Source organism: Rossellomorea orangium, from assembly GCF_019334305.1.
Taxonomy (GTDB): domain Bacteria; phylum Bacillota; class Bacilli; order Bacillales; family Bacillaceae_B; genus Rossellomorea.
Genome location: NZ_JAHWGH010000008.1, coordinates 61817 through 81828 on the forward strand (window position 1 = coordinate 61817; position 20012 = coordinate 81828).

Below are 20012 nucleotides of genomic sequence, written 5' to 3' on the forward strand. Positions count from 1 at the left end.
GGAGGACTTTAAATGTTTGATTTTATTAAGGATAATCTTATCCTCAACGATCCGTTGATCATAGGAGCCAACATTTCGATCGCTTTCACCGTAATTGGAATCGTTGCAGTCCTCACTTACTTTAAAAAGTGGAAATGGTTATGGAACGATTGGATTACAAGCGTTGATCATAAAAAAATCGGTATCATGTATATCCTGGCAGCACTTGTCATGCTCTTCCGTGGAGGAGTCGACGCACTCTTGATGAGGGCACAATTGACGGTGCCGAATAACTCATTTTTGACATCTGAGCACTACAATGAAATCTTTACGACTCACGGTACAATCATGATCCTGTTCATGGCGATGCCGTTCTTACTTGGATTGATGAACGTGGTCGTTCCTTTGCAAATTGGTGCAAGGGACGTAGCATTCCCTTATTTGAATAACCTAAGCTTCTGGTCATTCATGTTCGGGGCAATCCTTTTCAATATTTCTTTCGTATTCGGTGGATCACCGAACGCAGGTTGGACGAACTACGCACCGCTTGCGATCGAAGGTAGTCCTGGACCGGGTATTAACTATTACCTCTTAGGTCTGCAAATATCGGGTATCGGTACGTTACTCACAGGGATCAACTTTGTCGTCACCATCATTAAGATGCGTGCACCAGGCATGACGCTTCTTCGCATGCCAATGTTTACATGGACAACGCTGATCACGGCATTCATCATCGTATTCGCATTCCCGATTTTGACTGTCACATTAGCTCTGATGACATTTGACCGTTTATTCGGTTCCCACTTCTTCACGCTTACGGATGGTGGTAACCCTATGCTCTGGTCAAACCTGTTCTGGCTATGGGGGCATCCGGAAGTATATATCGTTATATTACCGGCCTTCGGAATTTTCTCAGAAATCATTGCTACTTTTGCAAGAAAAACACTATTTGGTTATAAATCTATGATTATCTCACTTGTTGCGATCTCTGGACTAAGCTTTGTTGTTTGGGTCCATCACTTCTTTACGATGGGCGGAAGCGCAGCAGTGAACAGTGTATTCTCGATTTCAACGATGGCGATTGCCATACCGACTGGAATCAAAATATTCAACTGGCTAGGTACCTTATTCAAAGGGAAAATCGAATTTACTGTACCGATGTTATGGTCTGTTGCGTTCATCCCGACATTCCTGATCGGTGGGGTAACAGGGGTTATGCTTGGAATGGCTGCGGCCGACTTCCAATATCACAATAACTACTTCCTGGTTGCTCACTTCCATTACACATTGATTGCCGGTGTTGTATTTGCCTGCTTCGCGGGACTTGCATATTGGTATCCAAAGATGTTTGGTCATAAGATGAATGAACGAATCGGACGATGGGCTTTCTGGTTATTCTCCATCGGATTCAATCTTTGTTTCTTACCTCAGTTCGTATTAGGATTTGCAGGTATGCCAAGACGTGTATACACGTATGGTCCTGAAGATGGCTGGACAGCATTGAATGTAATTTCTTCTGTCGGAGCTTTCGGAATGGGAGTAGGATTCATGGTACTCGTTTATGGTATCTATTACAGCTACCGTTTTGCAGAGAGAGAAACAACAGGTGACGCGTGGGATGGACGTACCCTTGAATGGGCAACAAGTTCAGCAATCCCGCCTCATTACAACTTTGCACACGTTCCTGAAGTGAAAAGTCATGATGCATTTTATGATATGAAGCAAGAAGGAAGAAAGATGGTTCCTGACAACTTCGAATATCAACCGATTCACATGCCAAGCAATGCAGGGACACCTTTCATCATGTCCGCGCTGTTCTTCGTCGCAGGATTTGGTTTAGTATTTGAACTGTTCTGGATGGCGATAGCAGCACTTGTCGGGATCTTCGGATGCATGGCATTCCGTTCAATGATGTCCCACAAACAGGATGAAGGCTATTATGTAAGTGTGGAAGAAATCGAAAAGACTGAAAATCCGTATAAGAGGGAGGCGTGAGCATGGCACATAGTACGAATATAGATCCAAACACGCCACTTGAATATCAATCCGATATCGGGAAACTGAACATCTTCGGATTCTGGGTTTTCCTTGGTGCGGAAATCGCATTATTTGCCACTATTTTCGCAACGTTCTTCGCTTTGAAGGCAGGCACCATGGGTGGCCCGCTTCCAAGTGAAGTGTTTGATATGAAGAATACGATCATCATGACGTTGCTCCTGTTAATCAGTAGTTTCACGTCGGGTTTATCAATAAATGAATTAAGAAAACGAAATGTCAAATCCATGATGGTCTGGCTGATCATCACATTATTATTTGGACTCGGATTCCTCTACATGGAAATCACGGAATTCATCCATTTGGTCCATGAAGGGGCAGCCATGGGTACCAATGCATTCTGGTCATCCTTCTATCTACTGACCGGGACGCATGGTCTCCACGTATCAGTAGGGATTCTATGGATCCTTCTCGTCATGTTCCAAGTGAAGCAGCGGGGATTGAATCCTGATACCGCTAAAAAACTATTTGTATCAAGCTTGTACTGGCACTTCCTGGACTTTGTCTGGATCTTCGTGTTCACAAGCGTGTACTTACTAGGGATGGTGGGATAATGTCACAACATTCGAATCATAATGGATTGCCTTGGACTCAGATCATTGGTTTTATTCTTTCGATCGCGTTAACGTTCCTAGCCGTCTGGTTTGGACTTTATACGAATCTTTCATATGGACTGATTGTATCGATCGTATTCGTTCTGGCGTTCATCCAGGCCGCTATCCAGCTCTTCATGTTCATGCACGTAAACGAAGGTGAAGGCAGATGGCAGGTTGGGAAAATGATGTCAGCCGCATTCATCGCGATTGTCATCGTTGCCGGTTCTGTCTGGGTATTGAGCAATATGCATTAATAGAGAAAAGAAGCTGATGGGAATTCCCATCAGCTTCTTTTTATAATTATCTTTCGTTATCTTCGTAATTGAATTGCCACTGAATACCGAACTTATCGGTGACTTGACCGTACAGCTTGCTCCAGAAGGTTTCCTGAAGCTCCATGTCAACCTTCCCGCCTTCTTTTAACTTGTGGAAACGGGATGTCAGCTTTTCAGTATCGGCACTTACAAGAGCCAGGGTGATATTATTTCCTTCTACAAAAGGCATATTTGGAAATACATCTGAAAACATGACATCACTGCCATCGATGGAGAGTCTTGTATGTAGGACCAGATTTTTTGCCTCTTCAGGAAGAGGGTAGTCAGGATGTTGAGGTGCCTCAGCGAATGTCATGATTTTTGGTGGTTCTGTTTCAAATACTTCTGCATAATACTCTGCCGCTTCCCGGCAATTGCCATTGAAATTCAGATAAACATTGACCGACATGTACATCACTCCTAATTTGAAATGGGCATTCGTTTATATTGTATCACTTTCACCACATATTGCAGGATTGTTTTTAGATTAATCAAAAAATAAAATGCAGACCCGATCCCCGAGTAGGGTCATCGGATCTGCTCCAGTTGATTATGTGGATTTTAACTCCTTTAATACATTATATCCGAACAATAATACACCGACTGTAGTCAAGACGCCTCCTGTTGCAATGATCGGTACGACCGCTTCATTCCCAAGAACAAAAAGGAATAAGCCAATCATCATCAACGGTAATCCAATGTTGTGAATCCAGAAATGAGCTTTGGCCAATTTCGTCGAAGATACGGCAGGAAATAAGTGATAAATGATACCTGCAAGTGTCAGGGCGGTCCATCCCAATAAGTTGATGTGAACATGAACCGGGGCAAGGGTGTAGTCATGGACCATCGACATATACAGCCCGATACATACGCCGATCATAAAGTAGACGACTGAAATTTTAATCAGTTTGATACCCATTTTATTCCTCCTCCTTTTCACTCGTATTATATGAGTATTTAGACCCGTGTAGAACGTTCTATCATGATGCTATTCCAATAAAAAAGCACTTCGTTTTCTAAGTTAAGGGGAACACAATGAAAGCGTTTTTTTTAGAATTTTTGAAATTAATGGTTTTGTCCCTAAATCGTTGCCTACTTACACTCTAATTGATAGAATCATCAATTAGAGACAGCTAATCCAAATATGGGGAGTAGAGAAATGATAAACGTCACAAGTGGATTTAGAATAGAAAAAGATTTTCTCGGGGAAAAAGAAGTACCTGAGGATGTTTACTATGGAATACAAACTCTGAGGGCCGTGGAGAACTTCCCGGTCACTGGTTATAAAATTCATAAAGAAATGATCGATGCCCTGGCAGTCGTAAAGAAAGCGGCAGCGCTTGCCAATATGGAAACCACCCGTCTTTATGAGGGAATCGGTCAAGCCATCGTCCAGGCATCTGATGAGATACTCCAAGGGAAGTTTCATGAATTCTTCATCGTCGATCCGATTCAAGGCGGTGCAGGTACATCCATCAACATGAATGCCAATGAGGTTATCGCCAATCGTGCCCTGGAACTCATGTCCCATCGCAAAGGGGAGTATGGGAAAGTAAGCCCGAACAGTCATGTGAATATGTCACAGTCAACGAATGACGTTTTCCCGACAGTCATCCATATTTCAACCCTGAAATTGCTAGAAAAGCTTCTGGGCACGATGGAGCATATGCTGAATGCCTTTAAACAAAAAGCCCAGGAGTTCGATCACGTCATAAAAATGGGACGTACCCATCTGCAGGATGCGGTTCCGATCCGTCTTGGACAAGAATTTGAAGCGTACAGCAGAGTAGTGGAGCGTGATATTAAACGTATCGGACGCACCAGGGATCATCTCTATGAAGTGAATATGGGAGCGACCGCTGTAGGTACCGGGTTAAACGCGGATCCTGTTTATATTAAGAGTGTTGTCAAGCACCTGGCTGATATCAGCGGGCTACCGTTAACAGGGGCTGAACATCTGGTAGATGCGACACAAAATACCGACGCCTACACAGAGGTTTCGGCTGCATTGAAGGTTTGTATGACGAACATGTCCAAAATAGCCAACGATCTGCGTTTGATGGCTTCAGGGCCACGTGCCGGATTGGGTGAAATTTCACTTCCATCCCGACAGCCGGGTTCTTCCATCATGCCGGGGAAAGTGAATCCCGTCATGCCGGAACTGATTAATCAAGTAGCCTTCCAGGTCATGGGGAATGATCAGACCATCTCGCTGGCATCGGAAGCCGGTCAGCTTGAACTGAACGTGATGGAGCCTGTACTCGTATTCAATCTCCTTCAATCCATCAGCATCATGAACAATGCGTTCAGAAGCTTTACGGACAATTGCCTTGTGGGGATTGAAGCGAATGAAACGCGTATGAAGGAATATGTGGAAAACAGTGTAGGGATCATTACCGCGGTGAACCCTCACTTAGGATATGAAGTCGTATCCCGCATTGCCAGGGAAGCCATTTTAAAAGGGAAATCGGTCAGGGAGCTTTGCCTTGAGTATGATGTCCTGACAGAAGAAGAGCTTGATCTGATCCTGAATCCGTTTGAAATGACGAATCCGGGAATTGCGGGCCGTATGCTGTTTGATCGACAGTAAATCGATGATAGGTAGAGAAACCTTCTTTTCTATTTAGAAGAGGGTTTCTCTTTTTTATTTTTCAGGTTTACCTCAAAGGCTTTAGCTCGAGGAGGCTCACCGCTAGCTTCGCTGTAATCTACCACCACTCGCTTTATACAATGGCAACAATGTTTAAAAGGTATTGCCTTTAAAAGGTAATAATGTATATTTATTAATAATTTATATATTATTATCCATCTAATTAAGTATAAATACTTATCGTTAATAGCTTATAAGATACCTATTTCCTATGTATAATGATAGATATATACAGGGGGGGAAGTGAAACCATGTCTATCGGCAGAATCATCTATTATCATCGAAAGAAACAAAGTAAAACACAAGAACAGCTTTGTAAGGGGATATGTTCAACCACTCATTTAAGTAAGATTGAAAATAGTTCCAAAGAGGGGAATCTGGAAACCTTAGAATTACTTTGTAAACGACTCGGTGTATCGATCGAAGAGGAAACGGCGAAAACACTGTATTTAAAACGTCAGTTAGTCCAATTCTATGAAGCAATTGAAAGACTTCATCGCGATCATGCCGAAAGACTGTATCAGGAGTTAGAAAAGCATAGAGATTATATTCAATGTACGGAAATGGTTTACTTATATGAACTTTACATGCTTCGATATCTATTATTCACGAATAGTCCAACCGATTATGAACGGGCTTCTCTAGGATTAAAAAAGAATATGAGCAAATTCTCATCATTTGAAAAATACTTATGGGAGTTCTTTCAAGGGATTTATTATGGTCAGAAACAACAATACTCCAAGGCGATTGCCATCTTCGATAAAATTGAGGATAAAGCCGATCTTTATAGCGATAAAGTGACAGATTATCATTATTACAAAGCCGCAAATCACGGGTTATTGAAGCATTTCACATTGTCCCTTCATTACTCGCACAAGGCTTTGAGAATCTTCCAAAACACTGGGAATATACTGAGGATTCTCCATGTAAAGATAGGGTTATCGGCTAACTTGATTTATATTAACGATTTTGAACGTGCAGAAGACTTGCTGCATACAGCCTTGAACGATGCAGAAATGTTGAAGGATAACGAATCGAAAATTACTGCTCTTCATAATTTCGGTCTGTTAAACAGAAGAAAAGGAAGTCTACAAAAATCGCTGGACTATTTCTCCCAGTCGCTCAAGTTAAAGAAGAAACACACAATGAGCTATTACGGTACATTGGTAGAATTGGTCCAAGTGTTGCTGGATCTGGAAGAGAGTGAGAGGGCAATCACTCTTTTACAGGAGAATTTAAGAGATTTTAAAGAACAAGATTCCATTAAATATATTGAATTAATGGTGGTATACTTAGATGCAATCAAGGATGACAAACGTCTTTGCGATTACTTGATCGACCGTGGTCTGCCAGTGATGAAACAATATGATCTATATAAGTCAGCAACCTTCTCGGAGCGATTGGCGGCATATTTTAAGGAAAAGGGAGACCTGGTTTCTTCCAACGAATATCTGCAATTATCCAATGAACTATTAAAAAAGCTGATCTTTAATCATAATGAACCAATTTAAATGAAAGATGTAAACAAGCAGCCATTTCAGGTTGCTTGTTTTACGTTATCATGAAATTTCCGTGGGGATATTATCCCTTTTCGAATAGTAGGATATACCTGTTTAGTTAAGAGGAAAAATAACTTTATAGGTACAATGACTACTTCAAGAAAAACTTTCCCAACATCCGAGCTTTCCTGACGTCCCTGGTTCGTTGAATTGAACCATGAAATGGATAAGAATTTGAGAGATTTGCTTATAAATATAAAGAATTTTCCCAATTAACAGTATTGATCAAGAGAGATAGAATACAAGTTGTAAACATTTCTGTGCCACGGATGAATATTAGAGGGGGAAGAGTATGAATAAGAAGCGCTCAGCTAAGATCTTGACGGTTGCACTGGCTACAAGTCTATTAGGAACATCTGGAATTCCATTTAATGTTATGGCAGAAAGTGCACCTAGTACGTCTAAGTTCACACAGGTAAAAGATGTAGAAAAAACATTGATGAATCTAACCGATGAGCAAAGAAATGCTCTCAAACAGATAGAAGCGAGACCGGATTTTGAAATCGCTCCGAATATCAATACTGAAAGTGAAGGGCTTGTTGATGTCATCGTTGAATTTGAACAGGCACCTGCAAAGGTTGAAGTGATGAAGCAGGCGGCTAAGGGAGTCCGTATGACTACTAAAGCAGCTGCTGTGAAGGTAGAGAAATCCCACAGTGAATTTAAACAAACATTCAATTCTATGAAAAATAAAAAGAGTGCAAGTCCTGGATTACAAGAGGCGAAAATCACGAAAGAATATCGTTCTGCCATCAATGGTGTCGCAATGTCCATTCCAGGAAATGAGATTGAAAGTTTACTGGATTCCGGGGTCGTGAAACGGGTATGGAAAGATGAAGTCGTTCAGCTTGACCTACCGGAAATGGAAGGGGAAGCTTCTACATCTAAAATGATGGATAGTATCCCTCAGATCAATGTGGACAAGCTTCATGATGAAAACGTAACAGGGAAAGGCATTAAAGTTGGGGTTTTGGATACAGGAATTGATTATAACCATCCAGATTTAAAAGATGTATACAAAGGCGGATATGATTTCGTTGATAATGATAGTGACCCGATGGAAACTACATATGAAGATTGGAAAAAATCCGGTTTACCTGAAATCAATCCGAATTCTGGATCTGCTTATTATACGGAACACGGAACACATGTATCAGGAACGATCGCCGGGGACCAACAAAACTCAGTGGATTATGCCGTAAAAGGGGTAGCACCGAATGTGGATCTTTATGGCTATCGTGTACTTGGACCCTATGGATCCGGAGCGACAGCAGGGGTCCTTGCAGGAATCGACAAAGCCATAGATGACGAAATGGATGTCATCAACCTTTCTTTAGGAGCGTCAACGAACGATCCATTATATCCAACCTCTGTAGCAGTGAACAACGCCATGCTATCGGGAGTGGTGACAGTCGTGGCGGCAGGAAACAGTGGGCCGGAAGAAGGAACACTTGGAGCTCCAGGTGCAGCGGCCCTAGGCATTACGGTTGGGGCAAGTGATTTTGACATGGATATCCCTACCTTCCAATCCATGAGTGTAAATGGTGAAACATTTGAGAATGTTTTATTACTGGGGAAGAATTTTTCAGATGATTTAACCACTCTTGAAAATCAGTCCAAACAAGTGGTTTTTGCTGGACTTGGATATGAAGATGATTTCGAAGGGAAAGATCTAACTGGTAAAATTGCTTTGATTCAACGTGGGGAAATTGCCTTTGTGGAGAAGATGAAGCATGCAAAAGAAGCCGGGGCAGAAGCTGTAATCATCTACAATAATATAGACGGACAGATTCAGGCTTATCTGGGAGAAGGAGCAGACTTTATCCCGACCTTCCGTATGACTAAAGAGGACGGAGAACGTTTAAAAGGATTAGGAGATAACGCTTCCATTACGTTCGGGGATTTAGCGACTGTTCAAACAGAGGGGGACAACCTGGCCAGCTTCAGTTCAAGGGGACCTGTAAATGGCAGCTATGATATCAAACCGGATGTTGTGGCACCTGGAGTAGCGATCTTCTCCACCATTCCAGAATATATCAATAGCCCGGAAGAAGGGGTAGACTATTCTGCAGCATATGCACGTCTTCAGGGAACCTCCATGGCAACACCTCATATTGCTGGTGTGGCGGCCCTGATCCTTTCAGAGCATCCTGAGTATACCCCATTTGACGTGAAAGAAGCACTAATGAATACAGCAGAAGACTTAAAGGGTGACGTATCCGTATACGAACAGGGAGCGGGACGTGTGGATGCCTATGATGCGGTACATGCCGATGTTTCCATCAAAGTGATGGGTAAAACCAAAACTCTAAATGAAAACGGTGTAGAGGTAGAAATTGATGAAGAGACGGCATCCATCTCTTTCGGAAGTCACTACAAGGATGACGATGGAATTAAAGCAGACAGCAGGATGATCATTGAGAACAGTGGCGTAGAAGAAAAGTCTTTCAAGGTAGAAGTCGAATACCATGGTGAACGTACAGGCATCAAGGATTCAGCTGCAAACGGCATTGTGTTAGACGTTCCGACGAATGTAGCAATTGGCGCAAACTCTTCGAAAGAGATTTCACCAACAATCACGGTTCCGGAAGATGCAGAAGAAGGCCGTTATGAAGGATATATTCACCTAACGAATGCAAGCGATGCGAGTGAAACGTATCAGGTTCCATTTGCGATTCGAGTCACAGGAAAAGGGTTCGACTATATTGAAACAGACCGACCAGCATTAGCAAATAATACACCTAAGTGGCAGTATTACAATCCATTTATCTCAGCAATATTTCAAATGAAGAACCCGCTGACGAGGATAGACATTGTAATTAAGGATGGAAAATCAGGTGAGGCGATTGGATTCATAGCTTCCCTCACACAAGCGAATGCAAAGGCTGACTTCAGGTATTACATTCCTGCTGTATTTGCTGGAGTCGTTTATCCATTTACCAATGACGAACAAAACCCGATATCAGATCAATACATTGATTTGCCTGAAGGGGATTATGATATGGAGTTCATTGGGTATGATGAAGAAGGGAAAACGTATACGATCGACACACCTGTCATCGTGGATAATTCAAAACCTCAAGTGACATTTGATAAAGCTCCTGGTGTGTATGAAATCAATGAAGATATGTACACAGAAGAGTTTGGAAAGACAGCATTCTGGCTCCACGGGAATGTGCAGGATGAAACAGTGGATGTCTTGGAATCAAAAGGAATGAATTATGATCAATCATCAAACAGATTTTTTATAGCAACTGGCATCCGTCCATACTACAATTGTTGTTTCCCTTCAGCGGATTCAGAAGGGGATACTCAGTTTGGAATCGAACCTTCTGATATTGCAGATGGACCATTAAGATTAAGTTTAGCCGGTGCTGATATTGCAATGAATGTCAATTACCAACATTATGTCTTCTTACAAGAGGGCACTGAATATGTAACATCTGATTACAACAAGAAAGAAGTTGGGTTAGACGATACTGTGACCATGACGCTGAGTTTGAATAACGTGAAAGATTTTATCTCCGGGGAGTACACCATTCAGTATAAAGGAGAAATGTACTCATTCGAATCGGCAAAGCTGAATGAAGGGTTTAAAGTCTATGCCGAAGAAAAAGGACTTCAGGCATCCCTTCAGGATCCGGTAGTAAGCGGTACCGGATATTACCAGACCGTTACGTTGGGAGCTGGATTGAATGGGGAAGGGTACTCTGGTTTGAATGGAGATATGCCTGTCGTGGACGTAACGTTCAAGGTCACTCAAGATGATTGGTTCTATGGAGATGACAAAATGGATGTCACAAAGTCAAGCTACACAAAGGCCGGTGAAGATGCTGCCGTAACACTTCCATATTACAGCACGTCATCCTATAACTTCGTGTCCAAACATTCAAGGATCGAAGGGAATATTAAACCAGAAGCATTTTTGAAGAAAAGTTTCAGCGGCAATCTACTATTACCAAATGGTGTAGCTCAAAATATTGGAGCGAAGGTATATGCTCTATCACCGGATGGTGAAAAATATGAAGGCAGCATTGCTGCAAATGGAAAATACACAATTTACGGTGTGCCGGCTTCCCTTGAGACATACAAGGTCGTTGTGGAAATCCCAGGCCATGTAAAGACTTATTCGCCATTCATTCCTGGATTTGAATTGAAAGGCGAAGAGTATGGCAGGTTCGTTTCAGCAGGAACCAAAATCAGTCTTGCTGGAGATGTAAACAGCGATAGCTTGATCGACATCAAAGATGTTCGTGATATTGTTGAGTACTACGGCAACGAAAACCCTGAGATTCAAACCTACGACCTGAATCAGGATGGAGTAGTAAACGAGACGGACGTTCGATTCATTGAAAAGAACTTCTTAACAAAAGGACCGGATGCGCCTAAAGGGAAAGCACCTAAAGAAACGAACGGTAAAAAAGATCTGGCTTATTATTTGAATTTGATGGGATTAGAGCCAACTGAATAACAGTAGGCATGAACCCACAAAAGGGAAAGAAATGTTCATGACATTTCTTTCCCTTTTTTTATTCCCAATGAATAGTTAATTTTTAAAATGAGGAAATCAGGAAGGTGAGTCTAATTTCATAAAATGAATTCTTTTGCGATCCTCCGATGTTTATATTCTACTATTCACTTCATTTCCCCCAATAAATGTACAGAATATTACTTCTTTTACACTAGCATATTTGGCTATTTCAAAAGAAATGCAAAAAATATTGGAAACTAAAGGGTGAAACGACCCATTTTTTCCTTCTCATCATACTTGGACTCCCCCAACAGGATACCTGATCACTTAATAGAAATGGTTAGGTAATGGTACTCCGTATTCAAAATGATTGAAGGAGGAAGGCAATGTAAGGGGATAGATATGATATTTACGGGAGTACTGTTTCTTCTACGAGATACGTAAAAAGAAAGATACTATTCTATTTAAAAGGGTGAATACATGATGGTTTCGAAGAAAAGTACGCTATCCATTGGATTGATGACCGTTCTCCTAAGCAGCAGTATGATTACGCCGGCGGGTGCAACATTCTATCAGACGAAAGAGGGGCAGATACCTGCTGCACAAAAGACAAACCTCCCAAGTTTGTCTTTGGAAAAGAAAGCGACCGATGATCCTTTATACGGACAGGACCTAAAAGCATTCAATCCGGATGAAAATGTCCGTTTAATCGTTGAAGTCGACGTAAATGAGAAATTGAGAACTGCCCCTGATAAGCAGGTTGAGCAAGTCAAAAATACGTTTATGAAAAAGCGGGATGCTTCTTCTAAAGTCATACATACGTATTCAACAGGCTTCTATGGATTCAGTATGGAAACGACGATGAAAGACGCCGAGAAGATCAAAGAGATGGAAGGCGTAAAGGATATTCGTATCGCCAAAACGTATGAACACATGGATGTAAAAAGCAATGAACTTGTGGAAGCGATGAATGTATGGACGAAATATAATTATAGCGGTGATGGAATGGTCGTGGCCATCGTGGACTCAGGAATCGATTATCGCCATGAGGCCATGACGCTTTCTGAAAAAGGAAAGAAAAAAGCAAGGTATAATGAAACGAATATGCAAAAAAAGCTTGATGAATCGGAAGTAAATGATGTTTGGTATACAGACAAAGTACCCACAGGCTATGACTGGGCAGACCATGATACCAATGTCATCCCTTCAAGTAATTCCCACGGAACCCATGTAGCCGGAATTGTCGGGGCATACGAAGAATCACAGAAAAAAGCGATGGGAGTCGCACCGGATGTACAGCTATTAGCTGAAAAGGTATTCTCTGATAAAAGAAGTGGTGCGTATGACGATGATATTGCAGCTGGAATCTATCATGCGGTGGAGTTCGGGGCTGATGTCATCAATTTAAGCCTTGGATCTGACGCAGGAAGCGCAGATCCCAATGACCCGATTCAACGTGCCATTCAGTATGCAACCGAGCGTGGGGTGTTGGTCGTAGCAGCGGCAGGTAATGCTTCTTATAGTACAAAACAAAACTTGCTGGAAAGATCTCAATTACCATTGGCCAAGAATCCTGATATCGGCCTCGTCGGTGACCCTGGTGTCACTCCATCCGCACTGCAGGTTGCTTCATCAGAGAATGATCAGATGAGAGTCGAATCCCTTCGTTTAAATGATGGAAGTCAGTTTGGGTACCAAACACAGTACAGTTCTAAGAAGTTTAGTGACGAACTTGAAGCTGGTAAAGAATACGAATTGATTTTCGCTGGTGAAGGATTTGGAAGCCATCTGGATGACTTGGATTTAGAAGGGAAGATTGTCGTTGCGAAACTTGAAAAATCTTACTCTACCTATTCATCCCTACAATACGATGCAGCAAGAAAAGGGGGAGTTGGGGTTATTGTCATTCCACCAGATAAATACCCGTCCTATGCAACTTTATATTTCTCTAAGTACACGATTCCCGCCGTTACGACTGGACATACTGAGGGAGATCAACTGGTAGAACGATTACAAAGCGGAGAAAAAATCTCAGTGGAATTGTCAAACGAAGGTCTCTGGGTACAAAATCCGACGACGGAACCCATGTCTTATTTCTCTTCTTATGGTGCGCCAACCGATCTAAGCTTTAAACCGGAAATCACAGCACCTGGCGGGAAAATCAGCTCAACAGTATTGAACAACGAATATGAGGTGATGAGTGGAACGTCCATGGCCACTCCACATGTTGCAGCCGGTGCAGCTTTACTCCTCGAGAAGTATTATGAAGAGTTGGGTTTACCAAAAAATGAAGAAACCGTCTTAAAAGCAAAGAATGTTTTAATGAATACGTCTGAGGTGTTAAGAAATCCAGATGATGAGAACTCTTTATACTCACCAAGGCGTCAAGGGTCAGGTTTGATGAAGATTGAACAAGCGGTTAAATCTCCCTACCTTTTAGAGAATGTAGGTGCTCCTTTAGAAAAGGCTGCATCCGTAGCGTTAAAAGAAGTAGATAGAACGTTCGATTTCACATTGGATGTCGAGCCTCTCTCAAAAAAGCTTGAGAAAGCCAATGACCAGTATGAAATCGTCGTAGACGTGTTAATGGATGAAACAGAGAAGAAGACTTATGATGGAGTAGAACGAGACTATCTTACCTTACATTCGGTTCCTATCGATGGGGCAGTTGTAAAGATTAACGGAAAGCAGATGGGTGAAAAGAAATTCCAATACAAACCACGCCGTGACGGCGAAGTGAACATCTCTGTCACACTTCCAGAAGAGTTAAGCGAAGGTCGTTTTGTTGAGGGGTTTGTACGATTCGTACCAAAAGGCAGTTCAGTAAAAGATTTAACTACTTTAACGATGCCTTTTATGGGCTTTTATGGTGATTGGGAATCTCTAGATAATATTGATGAGAGTCCGGTTAATGGAGATCCATATTTAGGATATACCGTTCTTTGGAATGATGTTAAGGAGTTGCCTATGGGATATGATACTTCCACGGGAACATTTGACCCTAATCAGATTGGATACTCCAAGAACGCTATTGCTTCAGGTATGTATCCTTCCTTCACAGCGTTTCGTAATTTGAAAGAAATGTCGTTGAAAGTGGAAGATGAAAATGGAAAAACGGTTGCCCACATCACGAATTTTGGTGATTTCACAGAAGACGGCAATCCATATCCATTCAGAAAGAACATAATGAGCTATGGAAATTACTCCTATAAGTTCGATGGGATGTTCTGGAGTGGCACAGATGACGATGGGAACCAACTTCCTGACGGCAACTATACGTATGTATACGAAAGTACATTAAATTTTGATGGAGCGGAGCCACAACAAACGAAGATTCCGTTTAAACTGGATTCTGTTGCTCCTGTTGTTAAAAATATTAACATCACTGAACTTGAGGATGGGAAGTATAAAATTACGTGGGATGTCACGGAAGAGGGAACGAAACATATCGGAAATTTCATCTGGGTAAATGGAGGTATTCGTAAAAGCGTAAACAGCGGTGTAAATGAGTACATTACCGAAGAAAAACCTGAGATTGTCATGATATCAGCCATAGATGCTCTCCAGAATGTTGGGGTTGGTTATACTGGAAATGAGGAATTGCTGAATGCAGATCCATTTATCAATTATTGGAGTGTATCACGATCCAATGTGAATGAAACGAAACCGGCCTCCATCTTGATCTTTGGCTATAAACGGTTAGATTGGCATTTAGAGATTTCTAATGCAGCAGGCGAAGTGATTGAATATGCCGATATTGAAAATGAACATTCGATTTATGGGTTGAAATGGTATGCTGGTGCTGAATATCCTAACGGTGACTACTATGTTACGGTAACCGGTACGGATGAAACGGGGTTATCATTGAAGTCCGAGAAAAAGAAAATCACAGTGAAACATTAACTTGCGAAGCCAAGAACTTCCTTTAAATAGGATTTTCTTGGCTTTCTCTATGAAAAAACATATTATCCCCCAATTTTAGTGATTCAAAAGAAATGGTTCGAATAGACTGATTTTAGCGTAGGAATGTCGGATGAAGTCTAGAATGGTTGATTTTTCTGACTTTTATCCCTTCTTTTACACAAAAATCACCATATTTCTTCCGCCTCATTTGATAGAATTCCCCCCAATGACGTATGAATCTTTCGACAATATAATTTAATTAGAAAGAAAAAGGGGGTTGAAGTCATGAATGCCAGTAAATATCCAAAGATTGCATTAAGTGTAGGTCTTCTGATCGGTGGAGTTGCACCTCTTAGCCATGGTCCTGCCATACATGCAGAAACACAGTCTGATGCAATGAAAGTCTTAGCGGGCTTGTCAACAGAACAACGAGAGGCGTTGGACAAACTAGAAGCCAATCGGTCAATGAGAGGTCTGCAATTATCGAGAGACATTGATCTGAAAAGTGAAGAAGCAGTGACCGTCATTGTCGAATTCGAACAGCTTCCTGCAAAGACTGAGCAAATCCAACAATCTCTAAAGGGGAAGGATGTTTCTCTAGAGAAGGCAAAGAAACAGGTAGAAGAGTCCCACGTAAAATTCAAGAAAGACTTGAATGATAAGGTGAAAAAGACGAAATCCGGGAAAGACAACTACGAAATCAAGCATACATATAAAGATGCGTTTAATGGCGTAGCGATGACTCTACCGGCCAATGAAGTTGAGAGCCTATTAGATTCTGAAGTAGTGAAGGCTGTTTACAGTGAGGAAGAAGTCCAACTTTCTCCTCCACCTAAAGCGACGGATGAAGAAGGATCAACGACAAAAGTAGACAGTATCCCTTTCATGAAGATTGACCAGCTACATAAGGAAGGATTCACAGGTAAAGGGATTAAAGTTGGGGTGATTGATACAGGAATCGATTATAACCACCCTGATTTAAAAGCTTCCTATAAAGGCGGATACGACTTTGTAGATAATGATGACGATCCAATGGAAACGACGTATGAGGATTGGAAAGCTTCTGGTTATCCAGAAACGAATCAAGGAAGCTATTATTATACCGAACATGGTACACATGTTTCGGGAACCATCGTAGGTCGAGCGGCGAATGATTCCGATTACAAAGTCATTGGTGTCGCTCCAGATGCCGAATTGAATGTATACCGTGTATTAGGCAAATACGGATCTGGATCAACCAGTAACATTCTTGCCGGGATTGACCGTGCTGTGGCAGATGGAATGGATGTCATCAACCTTTCCCTTGGAGCAGCAACGAATAACCCATTGTATGCAACGAGCATTGCCGTTGATAATGCCGTATTAAGTGGTGTAACAGCCGTCGTTGCTGCGGGAAATTCAGGTGATCAAGGAAATTATACGCTGGGATCTCCAGGAGCTGCTGCACTTGCTTTGACCGTAGGAGCGAGCTCGGCCCCATCCAATGTTACAACGTATGAGGGTGCTTTTTCTGTAGAGGGCAAGAAACTTGATGGGCAACTACAGTTAATGACCAACAACTGGACAAATGAGTTTAGTAGTCTGCAAGGGAAAAGCTATGAAATGGTCGATGTAGGTGAAGGTGGACAAGCTGATTACAACGGGAAAGATGTTACAGGGAAAGTGGCATTCGTGGCACGCGGCACTTATGCACTCATCGAAAAGATGGAAGTCGCCAAACAACATGGTGCAAAAGCAGTCATCATTTATAATATTAATCCAGATGAAGGACATATTCCTCATTATTTGGGTGAGAGCGATGACAATATCCCAACGTTCTCTTTAACCAATCAAGATGGATTATCTGCGAAAGAACTATTTAAGGCAGGAACTCCTACCATTACCCTAGGAGAGGCAGGAGAATCTGAAATCAGCGGTGATGAGCTGGCTTCCTTCAGCTCAAAAGGTCCTTCAGGAACCTTATATGATATCAAGCCGGAAGTAACGGCACCCGGGGTCAATATCCTCTCAACCGTTCCATCTTATATGCAGAATAAAGAGGACTCATCGGATTATTCACATGCCTACCAACGATTATCAGGTACATCGATGGCGTCACCTCAAGTTGCCGGGATTGCTGCTCTATTACTTCAAGCCCATCCTGACTATACGCCAAGTGACATTAAATCGGTGTTAATGAACACGGCAGATCCTTTGAAGAAACAATATAGCGTATTTGAAGTAGGAGCAGGAAGAGTCGACCCGATGCAGGCCATCCACTCGGAAACCATGATTTCGGTTCTGGATGAAACGCCATTTATTGAAAATCAGGAAGAGATCATCATTCCGGAACAAACCGGTGGCTTAAGCTACGGTTTTATCCCAATGGGAGAAGAACAACTGACAAGATCGACGAATCTATCCATTACAAATAATAGCCATAAAAATAACAAATATGAGATTTCAGTAGAATATAATATAGGGGCAAAAGCTTCTGATTCCTTGGACGCAGAGAAAAATGGTGTGAAGCTCGATGTGCCAAGCTCCCTGAAAGTGAAAAAAGGGGAAGTGGAATCATTCAACGCAGTTCTCACCATTCCGAAATCTGCGCAAAAAGGAACGTATGAAGGGTATATTGTCATTCAAAACGAAAAGGAACCGGAAGACCATTATCGCATCCCATTCGGAGCGAAAGTCGTGGAAGAAGGAATTGGCTACTTTGATGTGTATACGAAGAGCATTTCCACGAATCGCGTGAATAATCCTTATAGCAGAAAAGAAACGGATCTTGATTTCAGATTGAACTCCCCGATGGAAAGATTGGATTGGGTATTGGTTGATCACGATACGAAGGAAGACCTGGGATGGATCACGGGTGTGAATTCGGCCGGAGCAGCCATTGATGTCGATTATTATATTGAAGAGGGGTTCTATGGCTATTATTATCCATTAACGGGAAATGATAAAAAGCCGTTGAGCTATACGAAAGTAAGAGTGGAAGACGGTATTTATGACGTGAAGATGATCGGAACGACGAAAGATGGAAAGCAGTTCGCCAAAACATCCACCATCAGCTTGGATAATGGGGCGCCAACCGTGGTTTATGATCAGACAAACGCATTGCCAACCGGTGATTTTCCAATAGTAGAGCTGGAAGAAGGACAAGAAACAGTCACCCTATCAGGAACTTTATTGGATGCTGAAATAGAGGAAACGGCAAAGACCGATATCCCACTCACTCAGGCCAGTAATAATATATGGTACGGTCCAAACGGTCCAAGCTATAGACTACAGGTAGAGGAAGACGGAACATTCTCACAAGAAATCAATGTAAAAACATCTTATATCAAAGAAATCCAATACTTAGGTGCAGATTATGCAGGGAACACAGCCATTCCAAAAATGGTCTATTATGTGCCAAAAGGATTCCAATTTGTTTTTGCAAAAGCGGATAAAGATTCTTACCAGATGGGTGACAAGGTAACGTATACATTCTACGCTAGAAATTTGGAAAACGCCCATGACTTTTCAATGTATACCTATAACTCAAGTAAGTTCTTGGATTCCGTTGAATTCCAATTGGCTGACGGATTACCGGAGGGAACCGAATTAAATGTGACAAAAACCGGTACAACAAGTGTCAGGAATGATATTGAGATCAAGATTCCTGGTGTAGGTGTATCAGGTGACGTGGCATTATTCAAAATTGTCGCTGACACGAATGAGCAGGAGTTCTTCAATACCTATTCTCCATTGTTCAGCAGTGTAAGTACGATGAAAATCAATAACGGACCACGGATACCGACGAAACTGGGAGCTCACCCAATTTATCCGAAAGTATCAAAGGTCAATGCAGGATTTATCGGCGCCGAAGGGCTCCTGACAGATGCAGGTCGTTTTGACTACGGTCGGGATTACACACAAATAGGTGCGACGATACACTTAGAGGATGAGGATGGTAATACTTATCCTGTCACCATACCGAAAAACGGTGTGATTAATTTCGAACTACCGGCATCTGTACAGAAGTACACAGTCGTGACAGATGTACCAGGACATTACACAACGTATACACCACTTGAAGCGGGTCGCAAGGAAAATGGTGTGGATATTGGTGAATATGTCACGTATTATATGGCCGTTTCCAAGCCTGGGGATATCAATAAAGACAATGTGATTGATATTCACGATGCATTATTACTTCAAGAGCATTGGGGAACGAATGATCGGAATACGGATATTAACTTCGACGGCACGACAGATGAGAAAGACTTTACACTCCTTGAGAAATACTACTTGTCTGAAAATGATTTTGTAATAGACACTCCAGATCCTCAAGCAGAAGCGAATGGTGAAACAATCGACACGATCAAAAAAGAATTAGGAATTAATTCCTAATCGGAAGAAAGGGCAGTCCAATTGGGCTGCCTTTCTTTGCATTAGAGCGGAACATGTGTTACGTACATAATTTAGTTCTCTAAAGAAGACAATATAACCCATCTATCT

At 42.0% G+C, this 20012-nt stretch carries 10 protein-coding genes; 8 read left to right on the forward strand and 2 right to left on the reverse strand.

Features of this window, described 5'->3' with window-relative positions:
• The first annotated feature begins 12 nt into the window (after positions 1-12).
• From qoxB to qoxD, 3 genes are read left to right on the forward strand one after another with little or no spacing between them, the layout of a single operon-like run.
• A complete protein-coding gene (gene qoxB / locus KYJ26_RS03840) occupies positions 13-1974 on the forward strand; it encodes a cytochrome aa3 quinol oxidase subunit I (RefSeq protein WP_219166058.1) in 1962 nt (653 codons plus the stop codon).
• Between the two features lie 2 nt (positions 1975-1976).
• Positions 1977-2588 carry a cytochrome aa3 quinol oxidase subunit III gene (gene qoxC / locus KYJ26_RS03845; RefSeq protein WP_219166060.1) on the forward strand — a complete coding sequence of 204 codons (612 nt, stop codon included), beginning with the start codon at positions 1977-1979 and terminating at the stop codon, positions 2586-2588.
• Positions 2588-2884 carry a cytochrome aa3 quinol oxidase subunit IV gene (gene qoxD / locus KYJ26_RS03850; RefSeq protein WP_219166061.1) on the forward strand — a complete coding sequence of 99 codons (297 nt, stop codon included), beginning with the start codon at positions 2588-2590 and terminating at the stop codon, positions 2882-2884. The genes qoxC and qoxD overlap by 1 nt, the downstream gene beginning before the upstream one ends.
• 46 nt (positions 2885-2930) lie before the next feature.
• Here qoxD and KYJ26_RS03855 read toward each other — a convergent pair whose 3' ends face one another.
• Both KYJ26_RS03855 and KYJ26_RS03860 read right to left on the reverse strand, forming a co-directional pair.
• Positions 2931-3353, reverse strand: coding sequence for a VOC family protein (locus KYJ26_RS03855; protein ID WP_219166063.1), 423 nt, complete (start codon positions 3351-3353; stop codon positions 2931-2933).
• 141 nt (positions 3354-3494) lie between these two features.
• A complete protein-coding gene (locus KYJ26_RS03860) occupies positions 3495-3863 on the reverse strand; it encodes a cytochrome-c oxidase (RefSeq protein WP_219166065.1) in 369 nt (122 codons plus the stop codon).
• A 240-nt stretch (positions 3864-4103) separates the two neighbouring features.
• On the opposite strand from KYJ26_RS03860, the gene aspA reads away from it, so the two are divergent.
• From aspA to KYJ26_RS24185, 5 genes are all read left to right on the forward strand, one after another.
• Entirely contained in the window at positions 4104-5534 is a 1431-nt protein-coding gene (gene aspA / locus KYJ26_RS03865; RefSeq protein ID WP_219166067.1) for an aspartate ammonia-lyase, read from the forward strand.
• Between the two features lie 311 nt (positions 5535-5845).
• The gene (locus KYJ26_RS03870; protein WP_219166069.1) at positions 5846-7105 is read left to right on the forward strand and encodes a helix-turn-helix transcriptional regulator; all 1260 of its coding nucleotides are present in this window, start codon (positions 5846-5848) and stop codon (positions 7103-7105) included.
• 340 nt (positions 7106-7445) lie between these two features.
• Complete coding sequence (locus tag KYJ26_RS03875; protein ID WP_219166071.1) at positions 7446-11624, forward strand: S8 family serine peptidase; 4179 nt, start codon at positions 7446-7448, stop codon at positions 11622-11624.
• Between the two features lie 480 nt (positions 11625-12104).
• Positions 12105-15527, forward strand: coding sequence for a S8 family serine peptidase (locus KYJ26_RS03880; protein WP_219166072.1), 3423 nt, complete (start codon positions 12105-12107; stop codon positions 15525-15527).
• Between the two features lie 285 nt (positions 15528-15812).
• The gene (locus KYJ26_RS24185) at positions 15813-19904 is read left to right on the forward strand and encodes a S8 family serine peptidase (protein WP_219166073.1); all 4092 of its coding nucleotides are present in this window, start codon (positions 15813-15815) and stop codon (positions 19902-19904) included.
• The last annotated feature ends 108 nt before the right edge of the window (positions 19905-20012 follow it).